Annotated in this window: 15 protein-coding genes; 11 read left to right on the forward strand and 4 right to left on the reverse strand. The window is 63.0% G+C overall.

Features of this window, described 5'->3' with window-relative positions; translation table 11 throughout:
• Positions 1 to 260: 260 nt before the first annotated feature.
• Both F0M18_RS02145 and F0M18_RS02150 read left to right on the forward strand, forming a co-directional pair.
• Positions 261 to 1,334: an efflux RND transporter periplasmic adaptor subunit gene (locus F0M18_RS02145; protein WP_149609727.1), complete on the forward strand. Its 1,074-nt coding sequence runs from the start codon at positions 261 to 263 to the stop codon at positions 1,332 to 1,334.
• Positions 1,331 to 4,384 carry an efflux RND transporter permease subunit gene (locus tag F0M18_RS02150; protein WP_149609728.1) on the forward strand — a complete coding sequence of 1,018 codons (3,054 nt, stop codon included), beginning with the start codon at positions 1,331 to 1,333 and terminating at the stop codon, positions 4,382 to 4,384. Before F0M18_RS02145 ends, F0M18_RS02150 begins: the two co-directional genes overlap by 4 nt.
• 259 nt (positions 4,385 to 4,643) lie before the next feature.
• Here the strand turns inward: F0M18_RS02150 and F0M18_RS02155 are convergent, their stop codons facing one another.
• Entirely contained in the window at positions 4,644 to 6,200 is a 1,557-nt protein-coding gene (locus F0M18_RS02155) for an acyl-CoA synthetase (RefSeq protein WP_149609729.1), read from the reverse strand.
• 69 nt (positions 6,201 to 6,269) lie between these two features.
• The gene (locus tag F0M18_RS02160) at positions 6,270 to 7,109 is read right to left on the reverse strand and encodes an acyl-CoA thioesterase (RefSeq protein WP_149609730.1); all 840 of its coding nucleotides are present in this window, start codon (positions 7,107 to 7,109) and stop codon (positions 6,270 to 6,272) included.
• A 101-nt stretch (positions 7,110 to 7,210) separates the two neighbouring features.
• On the opposite strand from F0M18_RS02160, the gene F0M18_RS02165 reads away from it, so the two are divergent.
• From F0M18_RS02165 to alr, 7 genes are all read left to right on the forward strand, one after another.
• Entirely contained in the window at positions 7,211 to 7,996 is a 786-nt protein-coding gene (locus tag F0M18_RS02165; protein WP_149609731.1) for a putative hydro-lyase, read from the forward strand.
• Positions 7,997 to 8,014: 18 nt separating this feature from the next.
• Complete coding sequence (locus F0M18_RS02170; RefSeq protein ID WP_149609732.1) at positions 8,015 to 8,749, forward strand: 5-oxoprolinase subunit PxpA; 735 nt, start codon at positions 8,015 to 8,017, stop codon at positions 8,747 to 8,749.
• Positions 8,749 to 9,426 carry a 5-oxoprolinase subunit PxpB gene (gene pxpB / locus F0M18_RS02175; RefSeq protein WP_149609733.1) on the forward strand — a complete coding sequence of 226 codons (678 nt, stop codon included), beginning with the start codon at positions 8,749 to 8,751 and terminating at the stop codon, positions 9,424 to 9,426. Before F0M18_RS02170 ends, pxpB begins: the two co-directional genes overlap by 1 nt.
• Positions 9,423 to 10,361, forward strand: coding sequence for a 5-oxoprolinase subunit C family protein (locus tag F0M18_RS02180; protein ID WP_149609734.1), 939 nt, complete (start codon positions 9,423 to 9,425; stop codon positions 10,359 to 10,361). Before pxpB ends, F0M18_RS02180 begins: the two co-directional genes overlap by 4 nt.
• Positions 10,358 to 11,203 carry a DUF4392 domain-containing protein gene (locus F0M18_RS02185; protein WP_149609735.1) on the forward strand — a complete coding sequence of 282 codons (846 nt, stop codon included), beginning with the start codon at positions 10,358 to 10,360 and terminating at the stop codon, positions 11,201 to 11,203. The genes F0M18_RS02180 and F0M18_RS02185 overlap by 4 nt, the downstream gene beginning before the upstream one ends.
• 67 nt (positions 11,204 to 11,270) lie before the next feature.
• Entirely contained in the window at positions 11,271 to 12,128 is an 858-nt protein-coding gene (locus tag F0M18_RS02190; RefSeq protein ID WP_149609736.1) for a D-amino acid aminotransferase, read from the forward strand.
• Positions 12,128 to 13,213 (forward strand): alanine racemase, encoded by a 1,086-nt coding sequence (gene alr, locus F0M18_RS02195; protein WP_149609737.1) that lies wholly within the window; start codon positions 12,128 to 12,130, stop codon positions 13,211 to 13,213. Before F0M18_RS02190 ends, alr begins: the two co-directional genes overlap by 1 nt.
• Before the next feature lie 32 nt (positions 13,214 to 13,245).
• On the opposite strand, the gene F0M18_RS02200 is transcribed toward alr, so the two are convergent.
• Both F0M18_RS02200 and F0M18_RS02205 read right to left on the reverse strand, forming a co-directional pair.
• Positions 13,246 to 13,647, reverse strand: coding sequence for a hypothetical protein (locus tag F0M18_RS02200; protein WP_149609738.1), 402 nt, complete (start codon positions 13,645 to 13,647; stop codon positions 13,246 to 13,248).
• A 55-nt stretch (positions 13,648 to 13,702) separates the two neighbouring features.
• Complete coding sequence (locus tag F0M18_RS02205; protein WP_149609739.1) at positions 13,703 to 14,095, reverse strand: DUF805 domain-containing protein; 393 nt, start codon at positions 14,093 to 14,095, stop codon at positions 13,703 to 13,705.
• Positions 14,096 to 14,278: 183 nt separating this feature from the next.
• Between F0M18_RS02205 and F0M18_RS02210 the strand changes: the two genes are divergently transcribed.
• Both F0M18_RS02210 and F0M18_RS02215 read left to right on the forward strand, forming a co-directional pair.
• Complete coding sequence (locus F0M18_RS02210) at positions 14,279 to 16,348, forward strand: DUF3604 domain-containing protein (RefSeq protein WP_149609740.1); 2,070 nt, start codon at positions 14,279 to 14,281, stop codon at positions 16,346 to 16,348.
• 90 nt (positions 16,349 to 16,438) lie between these two features.
• Entirely contained in the window at positions 16,439 to 17,947 is a 1,509-nt protein-coding gene (locus F0M18_RS02215) for a Ppx/GppA phosphatase family protein (protein ID WP_149609741.1), read from the forward strand.
• Positions 17,948 to 17,958 lie beyond the last annotated feature (11 nt).

A 17,958-nucleotide genomic window follows, 5' to 3' on the forward strand; every position in this document is an offset into this window, starting at 1 on the left:
TACCTCTCTTGCTTGGCCAATCCTCATGGATTTGCCACAAGCATAAAGCAATTACCTATCGATACCCAGAGCTTAGTGAGCAGTGATCACATCGAGCCATGATCTCCGTCAACAAGGCCGTAACTAGCCCAGAGCCCGGGCGGCCTGGCGTAATTCCCCCGGGAAAACCGGCATAAAAGCCAGCCCCGATATACACAGGATGCATAACAGCCAGAAAGCGCATACACTGCCCTCGCCAACTCGTAAAAGCGGGGTTTGTTTTGCGCGCCTACCTGACTGTCGCCGTGCTGCTGCTGGTTATTTTCGGCGGCATATCCGGCTATCTGTACAATAAATTCTCCATCCTCGCCGGGACGGATTTCACGCCGCCTCCGGTCACGGTGGCCGTTGCCACGGCGAGGGAGGAATCCTGGCCATCCACCCTGCGCGCCGTGGGCACCCTGCGCGCGGCGCGCGGCGTTAACCTGGCTACTGAGACAGCCGGTGAGATCATCGCCATCGACATCGAGTCCGGGCAGCGTGTTGAGGCCGGTCAGCTGCTACTGACCCTGAATGACAGCATCGAGCAGGCCAGCCGGCAGCGCGCCCGGGCCAACCTGGTGCTGGCACAGCAGCTCTACCAGCGCGACGCCAGCCTTATCGAGCAGCAGTCGATACCGCAAAGCCAGTACGATCGCTCGCGGGCAGACCTGGACGCAGCCATCGCCAGCCTTGCTGAAATCGAGGCGCAGTTGGACAACAAACGCATCGTCGCGCCATTCGCAGGCACCGTGGGCATTATCGAAGTCAAGCGCGGCGACTACATCCAGACCGGCACGCCCATCTCCACCCTGCAGGACCTCAGTGAGCTGGAGGTGAACTTCTCCGTGCCTGCAAGGCACTTTCCGCAGCTGCGTGCCGGCCTGCCGGTAAGCGTGCAAACCGCATCCAGCGAGCGCAGTTTCAGCGCCACGCTGCAGGCGATCGACGTAACCGTAGACCCGGGTACCCGCAACCTGGCGCTGCGAGCCAGCCTGCCCGGAAGTGACGCGCTGCTGCCGGGCATGTTCGCCCAGTTGGTGATCGATTTGCAGCAGGCAAGCCAGGTGGTGACGCTGCCGGAGACGGCGGTCAGTTACTCGATCCAGGGCGACACCGTGTTCGTCGTGGAAGAGGATGAACAGGGCTTACTGGTCACACCGCGTGTAGTCCAGACCGGCGAGGTTCGCGCGGGACGCATTGCCATACGCAGTGGCCTGCAGGCAGGGGAACGGGTCGCCAGCGTCGGCCAGAACAAGCTTTATCGCGGCGCCCGCATCGTCGCCGAGACCAGTCCCGCGGCGTTTACGCAGTGAAGCTTACCGACACATTCATCCAGCGCCCGGTGCTGGCTATCGTGGTCAGCAGCCTGCTACTGCTGCTGGGCACGGCCTCTGCGTTTCGCGTCGGCATTCGCGAGTTTCCGGAACTGGAACGCAGCGTTATCTACGTCACCACCTACTACCCGGGCGCCAGCGCGCGTACCGTGCAGGGTTTCGTCACCGACCCGCTGCAGCTGCGTATCGCCGGCGCCCGCGGCGTCGAGTACATGGTCTCCGACAGCAATCCCGGCGAGTCCTTTATTACCGTGCACGTGCAGCTGGGCGAGAGCAGCACCGATGTGCTCAACGAGGTCATTGCCAAGGTCAATGAAGCGCGCGGGGAATTGCCCCGCGGCATCGAGGACCCGGTCATCACTTCGGCCGCCAGCACCGATGCCATGATGTACCTGGGCTTCTACAGCGAGCAGATGAGCATGCACCAGGTAACAGATTTCATGCTGCGCAGCGTGCAGCCGGAAATCGCTACCCTGCCCGGCGTGGGCAAAGCCGAAGTCTTCGCCCTGCGGCTGGCCATGCGGGTCTGGCTGGACCCGGTAAAGATGGCCGCGCTGGGTGTTACCGCCACAGACGTACACGCCGCCATCAGTCGCGATAACTTCATCAGCGCGGCCGGATCCACAGAAAGCAACCTGGTCCGCGTGACGGTGGATGCGCGCACGGACATGCAGACGGAACAGGATTTTCGCGACCTGGTGGTGCGCCAGGTGGGCGACCAGCGCGTGCGCCTGGGTGACGTTGCCGAGGTCGCGCTGGATGCCGAAACCACGCAGTTAAAAACCCTGTCCAGCGGACGCGACGCGGTGTTCATGTCAATCACGCCAGCGCCCGACGCCAATCCGCTGGACGTCTCCCGGGCCGTACATGCCATTCTGCCCAGGATTGAAGCCAGCCTGCCGGCAGACATGGAAATGCTGCTGGACTGGGATGGCAGCGTGGTGATCGATGAAGCCCTCGGCGAGGTGATCACCACACTCATTGAGGCCGCGGTGATCGTCATCCTGGTGATCTACCTGTTCCTCGGCTCCCTGCGAGTGGTGCTGATTCCCCTGGTGGTCATTCCCCTGTCACTGATCGGCGTGGTGTTCATGATCTACAGCCTGGGCTTCACCCTCAACCTGCTGACCCTGCTGGCCATGGTTATCGCCATCGGCCTGGTGGTCGATGATGCCATCGTGGTAGTGGAGAACGTGCATCGGCACATCGAACTGGGCGCCACGCCCATGCAGGCTGCCCTGACCGGGGCGCGGGAAGTGGCGCTACCGGTGGTAGCCATGAGCCTGACGCTCGCCGCGGTATACGCGCCGATTGCCTTTATCGGCGGGCTCACCGGGGCACTGTTCAGTGAATTCGCCCTCACCCTGGGCGGTGCCGTGCTGGTTTCCGGGGTGGTAGCGCTGACGCTGAGCCCCATGATGTGTTCGCGCGTGCTCAAGGATGCCGACAACCAGGGCCGTTTTGCCACCTGGCTGGATCACCGCTTTGACAAGCTGGTGGCGCGTTACCAGCGCCTGCTTGACCGCTGCCTGGCCAACCGTGGCGCGGTACTGCTGCTGGCGACCTGCCTGCTGGCCAGCCTGCCGGTGCTGTTCGCCCTGGCCCAGCAGGAGCTGGCGCCCGATGAGGACAGTGGTGGCGTGTTCGTGGTCGGCAACGCCCCGCGCCACACCAACGTGGCGTACTCCGACCACTACCTGGCAGAAGTCGTCGACATCTGGCGCAGCATCCCCGAATTCAGTCATTCCTGGCAGGTCATTCAACAGGACGGCAGCTTCGGCGGCATCACCCTCTTTCCCTGGGACGAGCGCGAACGCACGCAGCAGGAAGTACAAGCTGAACTGCAGCAAAAACTCGGCCGGGTCGCGGGTATGGAGTTGTTTGCCTTCGCCACGCCGGCCCTGCCCGGGGCCGATGCCGGACTCCCGGTCAGCTTCGTGGTGGCGTCAACCGCCGGCTACGATGAAGTAAAACGCGTCGGTGATGCGCTGCTGGCGGCGGCAAGGGAATCGGGACTGTTTGCCTTTGTCACCCAGAGCCTGGACTTCAACCGGCCTGAAATCGTGGTGCACGTGGATCGCGAGGGCGCCGCCAGGTTAGGGGTATCCATGCAGGCGATCGGCGAGACCCTGGCGGTGATGCTGGGCGAGGCCGAGACCAATCGCTTCACCCTGGATGGACGCAGTTACAAGGTGATACCGCAGGCGCAAAGGGAGTCACGGCTCGCCCGCGAGGAACTGGAGCACTACTACCTGCGCACCAGCAGCGGCGAAATGGTGCCCCTGTCCACGCTGGTGTCGCTGGAGACCAGGGTAGAACCCAACAGCCTGACCCAGTACCAGCAGCTCAACAGCACCACTATCGAAGGCATTATCATGCCACCCAACAGCCTGGGTGCGGGGCTTGAATTCCTCGAGCAAACCCTGAATGAAGTCGCACCCAGCGGCTTCCGCGAGGGCTACACCGGCGCGTCGCGTCGCTTCGTCCAGGAAACCGCGTCCTTCCCGCTGCTGTTTACGTTGTCGATGATGCTGATCTTCCTGGTGCTGTCCGCGCAGTTCAACAGCTTCCGTGATCCCCTGGTGGTGCTGGTAACGGTGCCCCTGTCCATTTTTGGCGCCATGGTGCCCATTGCAATGGGCTTCGCCACGCTCAACATCTATACACAGATCGGCCTGCTGACCCTGATCGGGCTGATCAGCAAACACGGGATACTGATAGTGGAGTTCGCCAACAAACTGGCGCTGACTGGCATGGCACGGCGCGAAGCGGTGCTGCAGTCTGCCGCGCAGCGCCTGCGTCCCATCCTGATGACGACCTTCGCCACCGTGCTGGGCGTGTGGCCACTGGTGATCGCCAGTGGCGCCGGCGCCAACAGCCGTTTCAGCATCGGCCTGGTAATCAGTGCCGGCATGCTGGTGGGCACCCTGTTCACGCTGTTCGTGGTACCGGTGTTCTACCTGCCCTTCAGCCGCCGTGGCAAGCGCCGCGATGCGGCGTCGCAACAGGCGGCATTGACTGGTAACTAGAGAGAGTCCGGACCAGACCTGTACCTGCTCAGGCGGTGGTCCCCCATCGGGGGATCCAGAAAACACGGAGATATCACTGGATCCCCGCCTGCGCGGGGATGACGGCTTACGGCATAGGCTTTAACAATGTTTTCAACTGCTGCCGCCTGGCCGGGATAACTCGATGCGGAGCTTCCGGAGCCGCACTGGCTAATCGCACGACAGCGTCGCAAAAGCCAGTCGGCACCAGCGTGGCGAGATTCCAAACCCCGGCCCGTGATCACTCTTCCGGCTTGTCGTTGGCCCTGGCGCCGCCCTTGTACTCTTCCATCAGGTGGCGCTTGTAGAGCTTGCCATTGTCGAGGCGCGGCAGCTTGGGATGAAAATCCAGGGCCTTGGGCAGCTTGATGTGGGAGATGCGTTCGCGCAACCACTCCATGATCTCGATGGCGGTCTCGTCAGTGGCATCGGCCCAGTTCATGGGCTCCACCACGGCCTGCACTTTTTCACCGAATTCATCACAGGGCACCCCGAACACGGCGACATCGGCGATCTTGTCATGCCCCACCAGCACGTTTTCGATCTCCTGGGGATAAATGTTCACGCCGCCGGAAATAATCATGTAGTGCTTGCGATCGGTGAGGTAAAGATAACCCTCCTCGTCGACGTAGCCGACATCACCGGTCGTGGCCCAGCCGCGCTCGTTGTATGCACCCGCGGTTTTCTCTGACTCTTTGTGGTATTCGAAGCGCGCCTGTTCGCCACTGAAATAGATTGTACCGGTCTCTCCGGGCGGCAACTCGTTGCCATCGTCATCGACGATATGTATCTCGCCGGCCAGCGCCCGGCCCACCGAGCCCTTGTGTTGCAGCCAGTCGTCCGAGTCGATAATGGTGGCGCCGATGCCCTCACTTGCAGCGTAATATTCCACGATCACCGGCCCCCACCAGTCGATCATTTTTTCCTTCACCTCTATGGGGCATGGCGCCGCCGCATGGATAGCGAACTGCATGGAGCTGACGTCGTAGCGTTCGCGCACCTCCTGCGGCAGCTTCAACATGCGGATGAACATGATCGGCACCCATTGGCTGTGCGTGGCACGGTGTTCTTCTATCAGCGCCAGTGCGCGCTCGGGATCGAAACGCTCCATGATCACTGACGTGCCGCCCTGATACAGGTTCATCATGTTGTAGTGCAGCGGCGCGGCGTGATACAGCGGCGCCGGGGACAGGTACACCGTTTCCTCTGCAAACCCGAAGGCAACACCCAGGGTCATCGCCATCGGGTGGGGGGCATCCACGTCGTCGCTGGTGGGTGGTACGAACACGCCCTTGGGCTTGCCGGTGGTTCCCGAGGAGTACAGCATGGGCACGCCGTTGTTCTCGTCGGCAATACGCTCTGCCGGCTGTGCGTCCGTGGCCTCCTCCCAGGATTCATAACCGTCGATAATGCCGCCAACCATGTAGAAGTGACTGGCACCACTGGCCGCTTCGAGCATGTCCTGCGCCACTTCCGCCAGCTCATGCGAGCCGATGAAAAGCTGCGCGCCGCAATTATCAATGATGTAGGCGGTCTCTTCGCGCTTCAGGTGACTGGAGATCGGCGTATAGATGAGTCCTGCGCGCTGCGCTGCCCAGCAGATTTCCAGGAAGCGGGCATTGTTCTCCATCATCAGGGCGATATGGTCGCCAGCCTGTAAACCCAGCGAACGGAACAGCTGTGCACCCTGGTTGGAGCGCTCATCCAGTTGACGGTAGGTCACCATCTCCCCGGAGTCGCCCATGATAATGGCGGGTTTGTGCGGATAGGTTTCTGCTGTGTGGCGGGGATGCGGCATGATGCGCTCCTGCAAGGATAGTGGCTTATGCCTTCGACATTATAAGGTCTCCGGTAACAACGCAACTGCTCAGCGCGTGCGCATCAGACCCTGCTGCATCACCGTTGCCACGTGTACACCCTCGCGGGTGAAAAAGCGGCCACGAACCAGGGTTCGGCCACCGCTGTTGCGCTCGAGGTCAGCGGTGTGCAGCAGCCACTCATCGGCCCGGCAGGGCGCGTGAAACCAGATGGCATGATCCAGGCTCGCGATCTGCAGGCCGCCCTCCATCCAGGAGCGACCGTGTTGTATAAGCCCCGCGTCAAGTACCATGGTGTCGGACATGTAGGTCAGCAGGGACAGATGCAGGGCCGGGTCGTCGGCCACCGGGCCGGTGGTTTTCATCCAGTTGCAGAGTTCACCATCGGCCTGTTGCGGGTTGCGCCAGTCGATCGGGTGCACCATGCGCACATCCAGGTCCTCACCCGTGGTAATCATGAAGTCCTCGTCCAGGGTGCCGTCTTCAATGGCGCGCTGGCGTTCTGTGGGCAGTTCCTCCGGCGGCGTCACCGCGGGCAGGTCCGGCTGGTACTCGTAACCCTCTTCCGGGCGCTGGAATGACATCGAAGACACCAGGATCGGCCGCCCCTTCTGCAGGGCGACCACTCGCCGGGAGGTGAAACTGCCGCCGTCACGTGCGCGCTCGACCTCGTAGACAACCGGCTCGGCGCAGTCCCCGGGGCGCAGGAAATACGCGTGCTGGGAGTGCACCACGCGATCTTCGTCTACCGTCTTCTGTGCCGCACAGACGGCCTGTGCCAGCACCTGCCCACCATAGATGCGGAAACCGCGCGGGTGCATGTTGCGGCCGCGAAAGCGATCCTCGGCCAGTGTTTCCAGTGCCATTATGTCCAATAACTGCTCGAGCATGCTTCCTCTTCTGCTGTATCCCTGTCAGGCGAGCCGCCATTATCCAGAAAACCCATTCTGTGCCAAACTTAAGCGATCAATTTCTGCTATCAGGATAATCGATGCGTCCAGACCTTACCCCCGCCGCCCTGCGCCGGGCAATCCGCAGCGGCGAGTTTACCGGCAACACCTCCGGCCTTGCTCCCGGTTACGTGCAGTGCAACCTCACCATCCTGCCGGCAGAATGGGCTGGCGATTTCCTGCGCTTCTGCCAGGCCAACCCCCGGCCCTGCCCGCTGCTGGCAGTGTCCGCAACAGCCGGCGACACAGCCTTACCACTTTTGGGGGATATTGACATACGCAGCGATGTGCCAAGCTATCGCGTCTTCCATGATGGTGTCTGCAGCGATGAAGTCACGGACATCACCGGGCTATGGCGTGAGGACCTGGTGACTTTTGCACTGGGCTGTTCATTTTCTTTTGAAGAAGCGCTGCTGGCCGATGGCCTGGAAGTGCGCAACGTCAGCGAGGGCGTCAATGTGCCCATGTACCGCACCGATATAGACTGTGCGGCGGCCGGCCCCTTCCACGGCAAGATGGTAGTCAGCATGCGACCCTTCAAGGCGCGGGATGCGATACGCGCGGTACAGATTTGTACGCGTTTTCCCCAGGTGCACGGGGCCCCGATACACCTGGGCGACCCGGCGCTGATCGGCATTGAGTCACTGGCGCGGCCTGACTACGGCGACGCCGTTACCGTGGCAAAGGATGAACTGCCCGTATTCTGGGCCTGCGGTGTCACGCCCCAGGTGGCCCTGGAGGCGGCGCGACCGCCCTTCGCCATAACCCATAGCCCGGGGCACATGCTGGTCTCGGATCTGCGTAACAGCCAACTGGCAATACTGTAACGGGCAGGTGATACACCGATGTACTTGAACTGTGATCTGGGCGAAAGCTATGGCAGCTGGACCATGGGGCTGGATGCAGAGGTGATGCCGCATATCGACCAGGCCAATGTGGCCTGTGGTTTTCACGGCGGCGACCCATTGACCATACAGCGCACCCTGGCACTGGCAGCGGTGCACGGTGTCAGCGTAGGCGCCCACCCCGCCTACCCCGACCTGGTAGGCTTCGGCCGGCGCTCCATGCAACTCAGCGCCGATGAAATCATCGCCTGCCTGCAGTACCAGGTAGCCGCGCTCGATGGCATGGCCGCCAGCGCCGGCATGACGCTGCACTACGTCAAGCCCCATGGCGCCCTCTACAACGACATGATGGCCAGTGCCGAGGTGCGCGGCGCCATCATGCAGAGCATTGCCGCCTACCACCGACCTCTCAGTTTGATGCTGCAGGCCACACCGGAAGCCGACGCGCATCGCGAGGAGGCGGCGGCGCTGGGTCTGGAACTCCTGTTCGAAGCCTTCGCCGACCGCTGTTATGACGACAACGGCCGCTTGCTGTCGCGGCGGCTGCCCGGCGCGGTACACAGCCGCGAGAAGATGCTGGCGCAGGTCGCGCAGCTGTGCGACCAGGGCAGCCTTACCACGGTAAGTGGCCATACACTGCCACTGGCTGCCGATACCCTGTGCGTGCACGGCGACAACCCCGAGGGCGTGCAGGCTATTCGCGAAATACGCGCGCTGGTTAAAGGCAGGGGCTAGTGGAACTGCACAGCGCCGGCGAGAATGCCCTCATACTCTATCTTGGCGACACCGCCAGTGCCGAGGTATCCGCGCGCGTGCAGGCTGCCGCCCAGGCCGTAGAGCATGTGCTTGGCGCCGACCTGGTTGACCTCGTGCCCTCTTACGCCTCGCTGCTGATCATCTACGACCCATTACGTACCGACCATCTTGCGGTAAGCCACAAGGTGCGCGAGTGCGTTGCCACCCTCGATGCCGTGGCGGCCGGTGAGGGCAAGCTGGTGGTACTGCCGGTTTACTATGACCCCGAGGCCGGCGCGGACCTGGCATCGCTGGCTGAGAACGCCGGGCTGGGTATTGAGCAGGTCATCGCGCTGCACAGTGATTGCGAATACCGGGTCTACGCGATTGGTTTCGCGCCCGGCTTCGCCTACCTGGGCGAGGTGGACGCGCGCATTGCCGCACCGCGACTGGCCACCCCGAGACAAAAAGTGCCGCGCGGAGCGGTGGCTATTGCCGACAGACAGACCGCGGTTTATCCCGCCGTCTCCCCGGGGGGCTGGAACCTGATCGGGCGCTGCCCTACCCGCATGTTCGACCCCAGTGCGGAGCCGACCATGCCGGTATCGGTAGGTGACCGGGTGCGCTTTGAACCGGTCAGTCGCGCGCGTTTTCTCGAGCTCGGGGGTGAGCTGTGAGCCTGCGCGTCGAGCAGCCGGGCATCCTCGCGCTGCTGCAGGATGGTGGGCGTTTCGGGCAGCACCGCATCGGCCTGACCAACGGCGGCCCGCTGGACCCGCAGGCGTTTGACTACTGCAATCGCCTGTTACAGAACCCGCCCGGCTCGACTGCAGTGGAAATCAGCTTCGGCGGCGCGGAACTCACAGCCGAGACTGATACCTTCGTCTGCCTCACCGGTGCCGACATGGGACTGCGTATCAATGGCGAACCCGCCGAGCAATGGCGGGTGTTGCCTGTTCGCGCCGGCGACGTGCTGTCCATGGGCTTCGCAGAGAAAGGCAGCCGGGCTTACCTGGGCGTTGCCGAGGGCTTCAGCGTCGCGCCGCACTTCGGCAGCAGCGCCACCGTGATGCGTGAAGGCATAGGCGGATTACACGGTGACAAGCTCGGCGCGGGTGATTCACTGCCCTGCCCCACGGTACACCAGCGCCACCTGCGCTATCTGCCCCGGGAGCAGCAACCGCACTACCACGATATCGTTACCGTGCGCGTCATTCCCGGCTACCAGCAGAAATTTTTCAGCCGCTACCAGCAGCGCCGGTTTTTCAGCCACGCCTACCACGTCAGCGCACGCTGTGACCGCATGGGCTATCGCCTGGAAGGGCCGGCGATAGAATGTGATATCGACGGCATCCTCTCCGAGGGCATCTGCTTCGGGGCGATCCAGATTCCCGCGGACGGACAACCCATTGTGCTGCTCAATGATCGCCAGACCATTGGCGGCTACCCGAAAATCGGCGCCGCGCTGTCACTGGACTGCGGCCAGTTGGCCCAGTTGCGGCCGGGCGGGCGGGTACACTTTGCGCCCATTACACCGCACGCCGCGCATAACGCGCTGCACCTCGCGCACAGCCTGATGTGCAGACAAAGACTGCCGGAGTGGGCACCATGACAGAACTGCAATTGAGCACAGCCATCGAACAGGTACTGGTGGCGCGCAACCCGCGACACATGCAGACCGCACGGGCAGCGCTGCAACCCGGTTATTACCTGCGTGCCGCGCAGCACCTGTTTCGCAATCGGGGCACCGTGCTGATTGGTACCGGCTTTCCTGTTAGCGAAACTTTCGAGACAGACGGGCCGGTGGGCGCCATCGCACTGTACAAGGCCATGGAGACACTGGGCGCAAAACCCGTCCTGGCCTGCGGTGCGCCACTGAGCCAGCACCTGCTCGAGGACTACCGCGTACTGCAACTGCAGGCTCGTGACCTTGCCGCCGCGGAGCGCGAGGCCAGCGACAAGCTCGCGCAACTGCAGCCGGCGGTGGTGGTGTCGATTGAACGCCCCGGCCTCAGCGCCGACGGGCGCTACTACAATATGCGTGGCGAGGACATCACCCCACGCAGTGCCTTTTTCGACCCGTATCTCCAGCAGGCACAGTGCCCCACCATCGCCATCGGCGACGGCGGCAACGAGATCGGCATGGGCAACATTCGTGATGCCATCAGCGGCCTGGACATCACGCCTGCGGTTACCGGCTGTGACGAATTGCTGGTGGCAGACGTATCCAACTGGGGGGCCTACGGCCTGATCGCGCTGCTCGGCCTGTGGGCGCAACGCGACCTGCTGGCGGAAGTGTCACCGCTGGCCATACTCGGCTATCTTTCAGCCCGGGGCAGCGTGGACGGTGTCACCCGTGAAAACACACTGACAGAGGATGGACTCGACGCCGGACACGGCCAACAGGTCATCGAGGAACTGCGCCAGCTAACCGGTTTTGACAGCAGCGACTAGCGCGCAACATAAGCATTGGACAGCACCCGTAACCGGGTGTAGCAACGGAAAGGAAAGAGCAATCACTATGAGCACGGTTTACCTGAACGGCGAGTACATGCCGATGGAAGCAGCCCGTATTTCGCCGATGGACCGCGGCTTCCTGTTCGGTGACGGCATCTACGAGGTTGTCCCGTCCTATGATGGCCAACTCGTCGGTTTCGCACCGCACATGGCCAGAATGCAGGACGGCCTCGACGCGATCGAGATCAAGTTGCAAGTCGACCGGGACGCCTGGCGCGAGGTCGCACGCGAACTCATCGCGCGCAACGGCGGCGGCAACCTGGGCATTTACTACCATGTCAGCCGCGGCGCAGATACCCGGCGTCATCACGCCTATCCCGAGGGGATTACCCCGACGATGTATGCCTTCGCCTTCGAGATCCCGCCGGCGCCGCAGCCCGACAAGGCCGCGGCCACGCCCTACACCGTCTCCACGGCGGAGGACCTGCGCTGGAAGCGCTGCAATATCAAGTCCACCGCCCTGCTCGGCAACGTCATGCACTACCAGCATGGCCACTCCCGCGGGCACTCGGAAACCATTCTCTACAACCAGCAGGGCGAGATCACCGAGGCCGCCGCCTGTAACGTGTTCGTGGTGCGCCATGGCATCGTCGCCACGCCGCTGCTGGACCACCAGAAGCTGCCCGGTATCACCCGCCTGATGCTGCTGGAGATACTGCGCCGCGATGGCAGCATCCCGGTGCAGGAGCGCGTGGTCACGCGCGATGAACTGCATAGCGCGGATGAAGTGTGGATTACCAGTTCCTCCAAGGAAATCGCACCGGTCATCGAGATCGACGGCAAGCCAGTGGGCGATGGCAGCATCGGGGACGTGTGGCTCGCAGCGCAAACCCTGTACAGCCGTCACAAGTTCGATTTCTGATGAGTCGCGCAAACCAGGCCAGGCTGGACCTCGATGCCTTGCGCCACAACCTCGGCCTGGCGCGGCAACTGGCGCCCGGGTCACGCGTCATGTGCGTAGTCAAGGCCAACGCTTACGGCCATGGCGCGGTCACCATTGCCCGGGCACTGGACCCGCACACCGACGCGCTGGCGGTGGCCTGTATCGAGGAAGCGCTGGAGTTGCGCGAGGCCGGCGTCGTGTCCCCGATCCTCCTGCTGGAGGGGTGGTTCAGCGCAGACGAATTACAGGTAGCTGCGGCCCAGAATCTCTGGGTGATGATAGACAACGAACGACAGATGCAGTGGCTGGAGCAGGCTTCGCTGTCGCAACCGGTGACCTGCTGGCTCAAGGTGGATACCGGCATGCACCGCCTGGGCGTGGCGCCGCAACAGGCGGCGACATTTCACCAGCGCCTGCTGGCCTGCCCGAATCGCCGGGGCGAGGTGGTTACCTGCACGCATTTTGCCTGCGCCGACGAGCCCGACAATCCCATGACCCGGCGGCAACTGGCACAGTTCGAGGCCGTGAGCGCCGGGCTGCAGGGACCGCGCAGCGCGGCAAATTCTGCCGGTGTACTGGCCTGGCCGGATTCCTGTTACGACTGGATCAGGCCAGGCTACATGCTCTACGGCAACTCGCCGCTGGCGGCGCCACATCCCAATGCCGAGGCACTGCGCCCGGTGATGACGCTGGTATCGTCGGTTATCTCGGTGCGCGAAATCGAATGCGGTGAAACCGTGGGCTACGGCGCGACCTGGACAGCGCAGCGCACGTCACGCATTGCCACGGTCAGCATAGGTTACGGTGATGGCTATCCGCGCCTGGCCGGCAACGGCACCCCGGTGCTGGTCAACGGGCAACGGGCGCCGCTCGCCGGGCGCGTGTCCATGGACATGATTACCGTTGACGTGACCGAGCTCGAGGGCGTGAACATCGGCGATGAGGTGGTGCTGTGGGGCCAGGGCCTCGCCGCCAGTGAAGTGGCCGCCTGTGCCGATACCATCGGCTATGAACTGACCACGAGAATGCCGGCGCGGACGCCGAGGGTGGTCCTGGCAAGCTGATTGCAGTCAGTCACAGGAACCCGGGTCCGCTGCTACTTCTCGAGAGATTTCAATGCCTCTGTGTCCACGCCTTTCATGGCGTCTTTGGCGATTTTCTTCGGATGCGGTTGGGCTTTATCCACCTCCTCGCCAACGCGGTAGCCAGAGTAGGCGCCGCCGGCGGCCTCACCCACGGCGGTCGCCTGTTGCTGGAGTTTTTTGCCCTCTGCCTCGCCGGCTAGCCAGCCATCACGGTACTCCGCGTCCGACTCGAAACGCTCGACATCCTTGATGTACTGCTCGAAGTCGTTACCTGCTTCCTGCATACCGCTGTGACGGCCATCGTGAAAGCCGATGATGTAGGCCTGGCTGCGACCCTGCTGCTGCAGACTCGAGTCAGTGGTACCGCAGGCGACAAGGCTGCAGAAAACAAGGCTCAAAAATAAAACACGCATGATAATTTCTCCTCTACATGCAAGGCGCTGTATGGGTTCAGTCCGGCGTCAAGGATCAGGCCGCAGCGGGCGCTGCGCCATAGGCGTTTTCACCCGCATCGCTGGGGCGGGTTAACCACCACAACAACACCAGCGCTCCGATAATGGGGATGATCTGGATGAGCAACCACCAACCGGAGCGACCCATGTCGTGAAGTCTTCGCGCGGCGACCGCCAGCGTCGGGATAAAAATGATCAGGGAAAACAGCCAGTTCAGCGGCTGCCCGGCTTCCTCTGCAAAGGGCTCGAAGCCCAGCAATGGGGCCACCAGTGCGCCCTCCACGATCGACAGCACAATACTGACCAGGACAAGGCCAAGGATCCAGTACCAATATTCCGAACGCGAGGCGCGACCCGCAAACACGGCATACTTTGAAATGACTGAGCGGACTGATTGAGTAAACGTCATGCGACGGGCATCCTGTAAAAAAGATGAGATAACGTTACGTGAGCTGCATTGCGCCGTCAATTGCAGGCACCATAGATCGGACAGCATGACCGCCAGCCCCACTCACCCTGAACCGCACTCACCCCTCCAGCCTTCCGGTCGCGCTGGTTTGCAGGCCCGCGCAAAGCTGTTTTAATTCCGGTCATGACTTTGACACTCCCGCGCCTGGCCCGCGCCCTGCTCTGGCTTGTTGCAGCAATGCTGTTGAGCGCTGTAGCCGCTGCACTGTGGCTGCGCCACGAATTCGCCAGGGTGGCGACAGACAGCGCTGACCCCGCGCGATGGCAGCAAGCGGCCACCGTGTCAGTTGCCACCAGGGACCTGCCGGCACCGGCGCCCTGCCGCAACCGCACAGAGTATCCGGCGGCGTTTTTTGGCGCCCTGCATGTGCACACAGCCGCCTCCTATGACGCCACCGCCTTCGGCACCCTGGCCAGCGCCGATGATGCCTATCGCTTTGCTCGCGGCGAGCGCATGCCGCTGCGCCTGCGCGGCGACGCTGCCGGCTTCGAGCCGCCCGGCATAGGGCTGGACAGGCCGCTGGACTTCATGGCCGTCACTGATCACGCCGAGTCACTGGGCGAGGTGCGCCTGTGTTACAGCGCAGACAGCGAGGCCTTCGGCAGTCTCGTGTGCCGGCTTTACCGCGGCGACGTGCGCGTGCCGGCGGCGGCGGACATGCAACCCATACTGCGGTTGGCAACGCTGGCGATATTCGGCCGCGATCGCTCGGCCGGGATATGCGGCGCAGACGGCAGCGGCTGCCGCGAGCAGGCGGCCCGCGTCTGGCGCGAGAACCAGCTCAGCACGGAGCGCTGGCAGGATCGCAGCGGCGACTGCCGCTTCACCACGCTGCACGCTTACGAGTACACGCTGGCAGAAGAGTCTTCCAACCTGCACCGCAATGTTATCTTCCGGTCAGCGGCCGTGCCGCAGGCAGCCGTTGGCGCGAAAGACGCAGCAACACCGGAAGACCTGTGGGCGTGGCTGAAGCAAACCTGTATCGATGGGGATCCCCGGTGTGATGTACTGGCAATTCCGCACAACAGCAACTGGAGTTCCGGCCGCATGTGGTACCCCTACAGCAATCGTGACCTGGACCCGGCAACGCGCCGGCAACAGGCCGAACTCAGGGCGGAACTGGAACCGCTGGCGGAAATCATGCAAACCAAGGGCGATTCGGAATGCCGCAACGGCATTGCCAGCGTGATGGGCGCTGCCGACGAGTTCTGCGACTTCGAGAAGCTGCGCCCGGCAGCAGAGCAAATCGAGGACTGTGGCGAGGCAGTCGGCAGTGGCGGCATGCTGCTGAGCGGATGCACGTCACGCTACAACTTTGTGCGCTACGCGCTCGCAGCCGGCCTGAGGGAGCGCCGGGAGCTCGGCGTCAACCCGTTTGCCATGGGCATCATTGCCGCAACCGATACCCACAACGGCCTGCCTGCCGCTGAGGCTGAAGACAACTATCTCGGCTCCCACGGCATTGATCGCAACGTACTCAGTCGCCTCCAGGGCAGCAGGGAAGTGCCCGGGGGTATCGGCAAGGGCTCCCCCGTGCGTTACAACCCGGGCGGACTGGCCGGCGTCTATGCACGTGAAAACAGCCGCAGCGCACTGTTCGATGCCATGCGCAGGCGGGAAACCTTCGGCATCAGTGGGCCCCGCATCACCCCGCGCCTGTTTGCCGGGTGGGATCAGCAGGCTCTCGATTGCGAGTCGCCGGATCTCATCGCCAGGGCCTACGCGCATGGCGTGCCCATGGGCGCGCAGCTGCCACCGCCGCCAGCAGGCTCCGCGGCGCCGGTGTTCCTGGCCAGCGCCAGTCGTGACCCGGGCGCGGGCCTGTTGCAGCGTATCCAGGTCATCAAGTCCTGGGTGGACGCTGCCGGGCGCACCCACCAGGCGGTCTACGATGTGGCCGGAGATACCGGCAACGGCGCCAGCGTCGATCGCGATACCTGCGCCGTCAGTGGCAGCGGCTATAACCAACTCTGCGCCAGCTGGCAGGATCCCGATTTCGATCCGGCACAAGACGCGGTGTACTATGCCCGCGTGCTGGAAAACCCCAGCTGCCGCTGGAGCCGCTGGGACTGTATTCGCCTTGCCGAGGCGGAGCGCCCGCCCAGCTGCACAGACCCGGGGCTGCCGTGGCAGATACAGGAGCGCGCCTGGACCTCGCCGGTGTGGTACTACGCTGACCAGGGTGAAGGTTAGGTTGAACATCGATTGCGCCGCGTCCATATGCGTACGGGCCACTAATCCATTACCATAGGGCCCCGGCGCACACACAAGGACACGCTCAACTTGGCCGCAGACCAACAGGACTCCCTGCCCGATGGCAGCCTACTCGCCGCCGTCGACCTCGGCAGCAACTCCTTCCACCTCATCGTCGCCCGCATCGAGCACGGCGAGATGCGTCCCATTGAGGTACTCGCAGAGAAAGTACAGCTGGGGGCCGGCCTGGAAAACGACAGGCTGTCTGCAGAAGCCATCCAACGCGGCCTGGACTGCCTGTCCCGGTTTGCGCAGTTACTGGACAGTGTTGAACCCTCGAAAATTCGCGCCGTTGGCACCAATGCCCTGCGCCAGGCGCACAACCGCATGGAATTCACGATGCCGGCAAACGAGATTTTGCGCAGTCGCGTGGACGTCATCTACGGCCGCGAAGAGGCACGCCTGGTTTACCTCGGTGTCGCGCACACGCTGGCTGATGACGCCAACTCGCGCCTGGTGATCGACATCGGTGGCGGCAGCACGGAACTCATTGTTGGCGAGCGCTTCGAACCAAGGCAACTGGAGAGCCTGCAGATGGGCTGCGTGTCCTACGCCCGGGACTGTTTTGCCGACGACCTGATCAACGCACAGAACTATCGACGCGCTTACAACTGCGCGCGGGTCGAAACCTCGCATATCCGCCACCGATACCATTCCGGCCACTGGGCCGAATGCGTGGGCTCTTCCGGCACGCTCAACGCGATTGAGGCCATCGTTATCCAGAATGGCTGGAGCGATGACGGTATCACCCGCAAGGCGCTCAGCAAACTGGAGAAGAAACTCCTGGGGTTCGAGCGCTTCGACGACATCAACCTTGAAGGTCTCTCCGAAAACCGGCGCAACGTGATCGTGCCCGGTGTGGCCATCACCAGCGCCCTGTTCGACACCCTGGGCATCGAACATATGCGCACCTCCAAGGGGGCGCTGCGCGAGGGCGTTATCTACGACCTGATGGGGCGCCTGAGCCATGAGGACGTGCGCGAACGCACGGTGAATGCGCTGGTGCAGCGCTATTCCGCAGACGAGGATACCGCGGCAGTCGTGGAGCGACGCTGTCGCACTTTCTTCTCGGCCACGCAGGGTCCCTGGGGCCTGCAGAACGAGGACTGGGAACTGCTGCACTGGACTGCGCGTACGCACGAAATCGGCATGGCCATTTCCCACAAACACTTCAATCGGCACTCCGCCTACCTGCTGCGCAATGCCGACCTGCCCGGCTTCTCACAGCAGGAGCAGGAAACCCTGGCCATCCTGTCGCAGGGCCAGCGCGGCAAATTGTCCAGTGACCTGTTGGAGGAGTTGCCCAAGAGCGAGCGCAAGCGCCTGCACTATCTCCTGGTCATCATTCGCCTGGCTGTGCGCTTCAAGTACGTGGAGCCACTCGAGCAACTGCCCGACTTCGGCGTGCAGGCGGAAAAGAAGTCACTTGCCCTGGGCTTCCCCGAGGGTTGGCTCGAAGCGCATCCACTGACCCTGAGCGAACTGGAGCAGGAGCAGTCCTATTTGGGGAAACTGGGTGTCGAGTTGAGCTTCTCCTGATTCGGGGCCCG

The organism is Pseudohalioglobus sediminis (genome assembly GCF_008370495.1).
Lineage (GTDB): Bacteria > Pseudomonadota > Gammaproteobacteria > Pseudomonadales > Halieaceae > Halioglobus.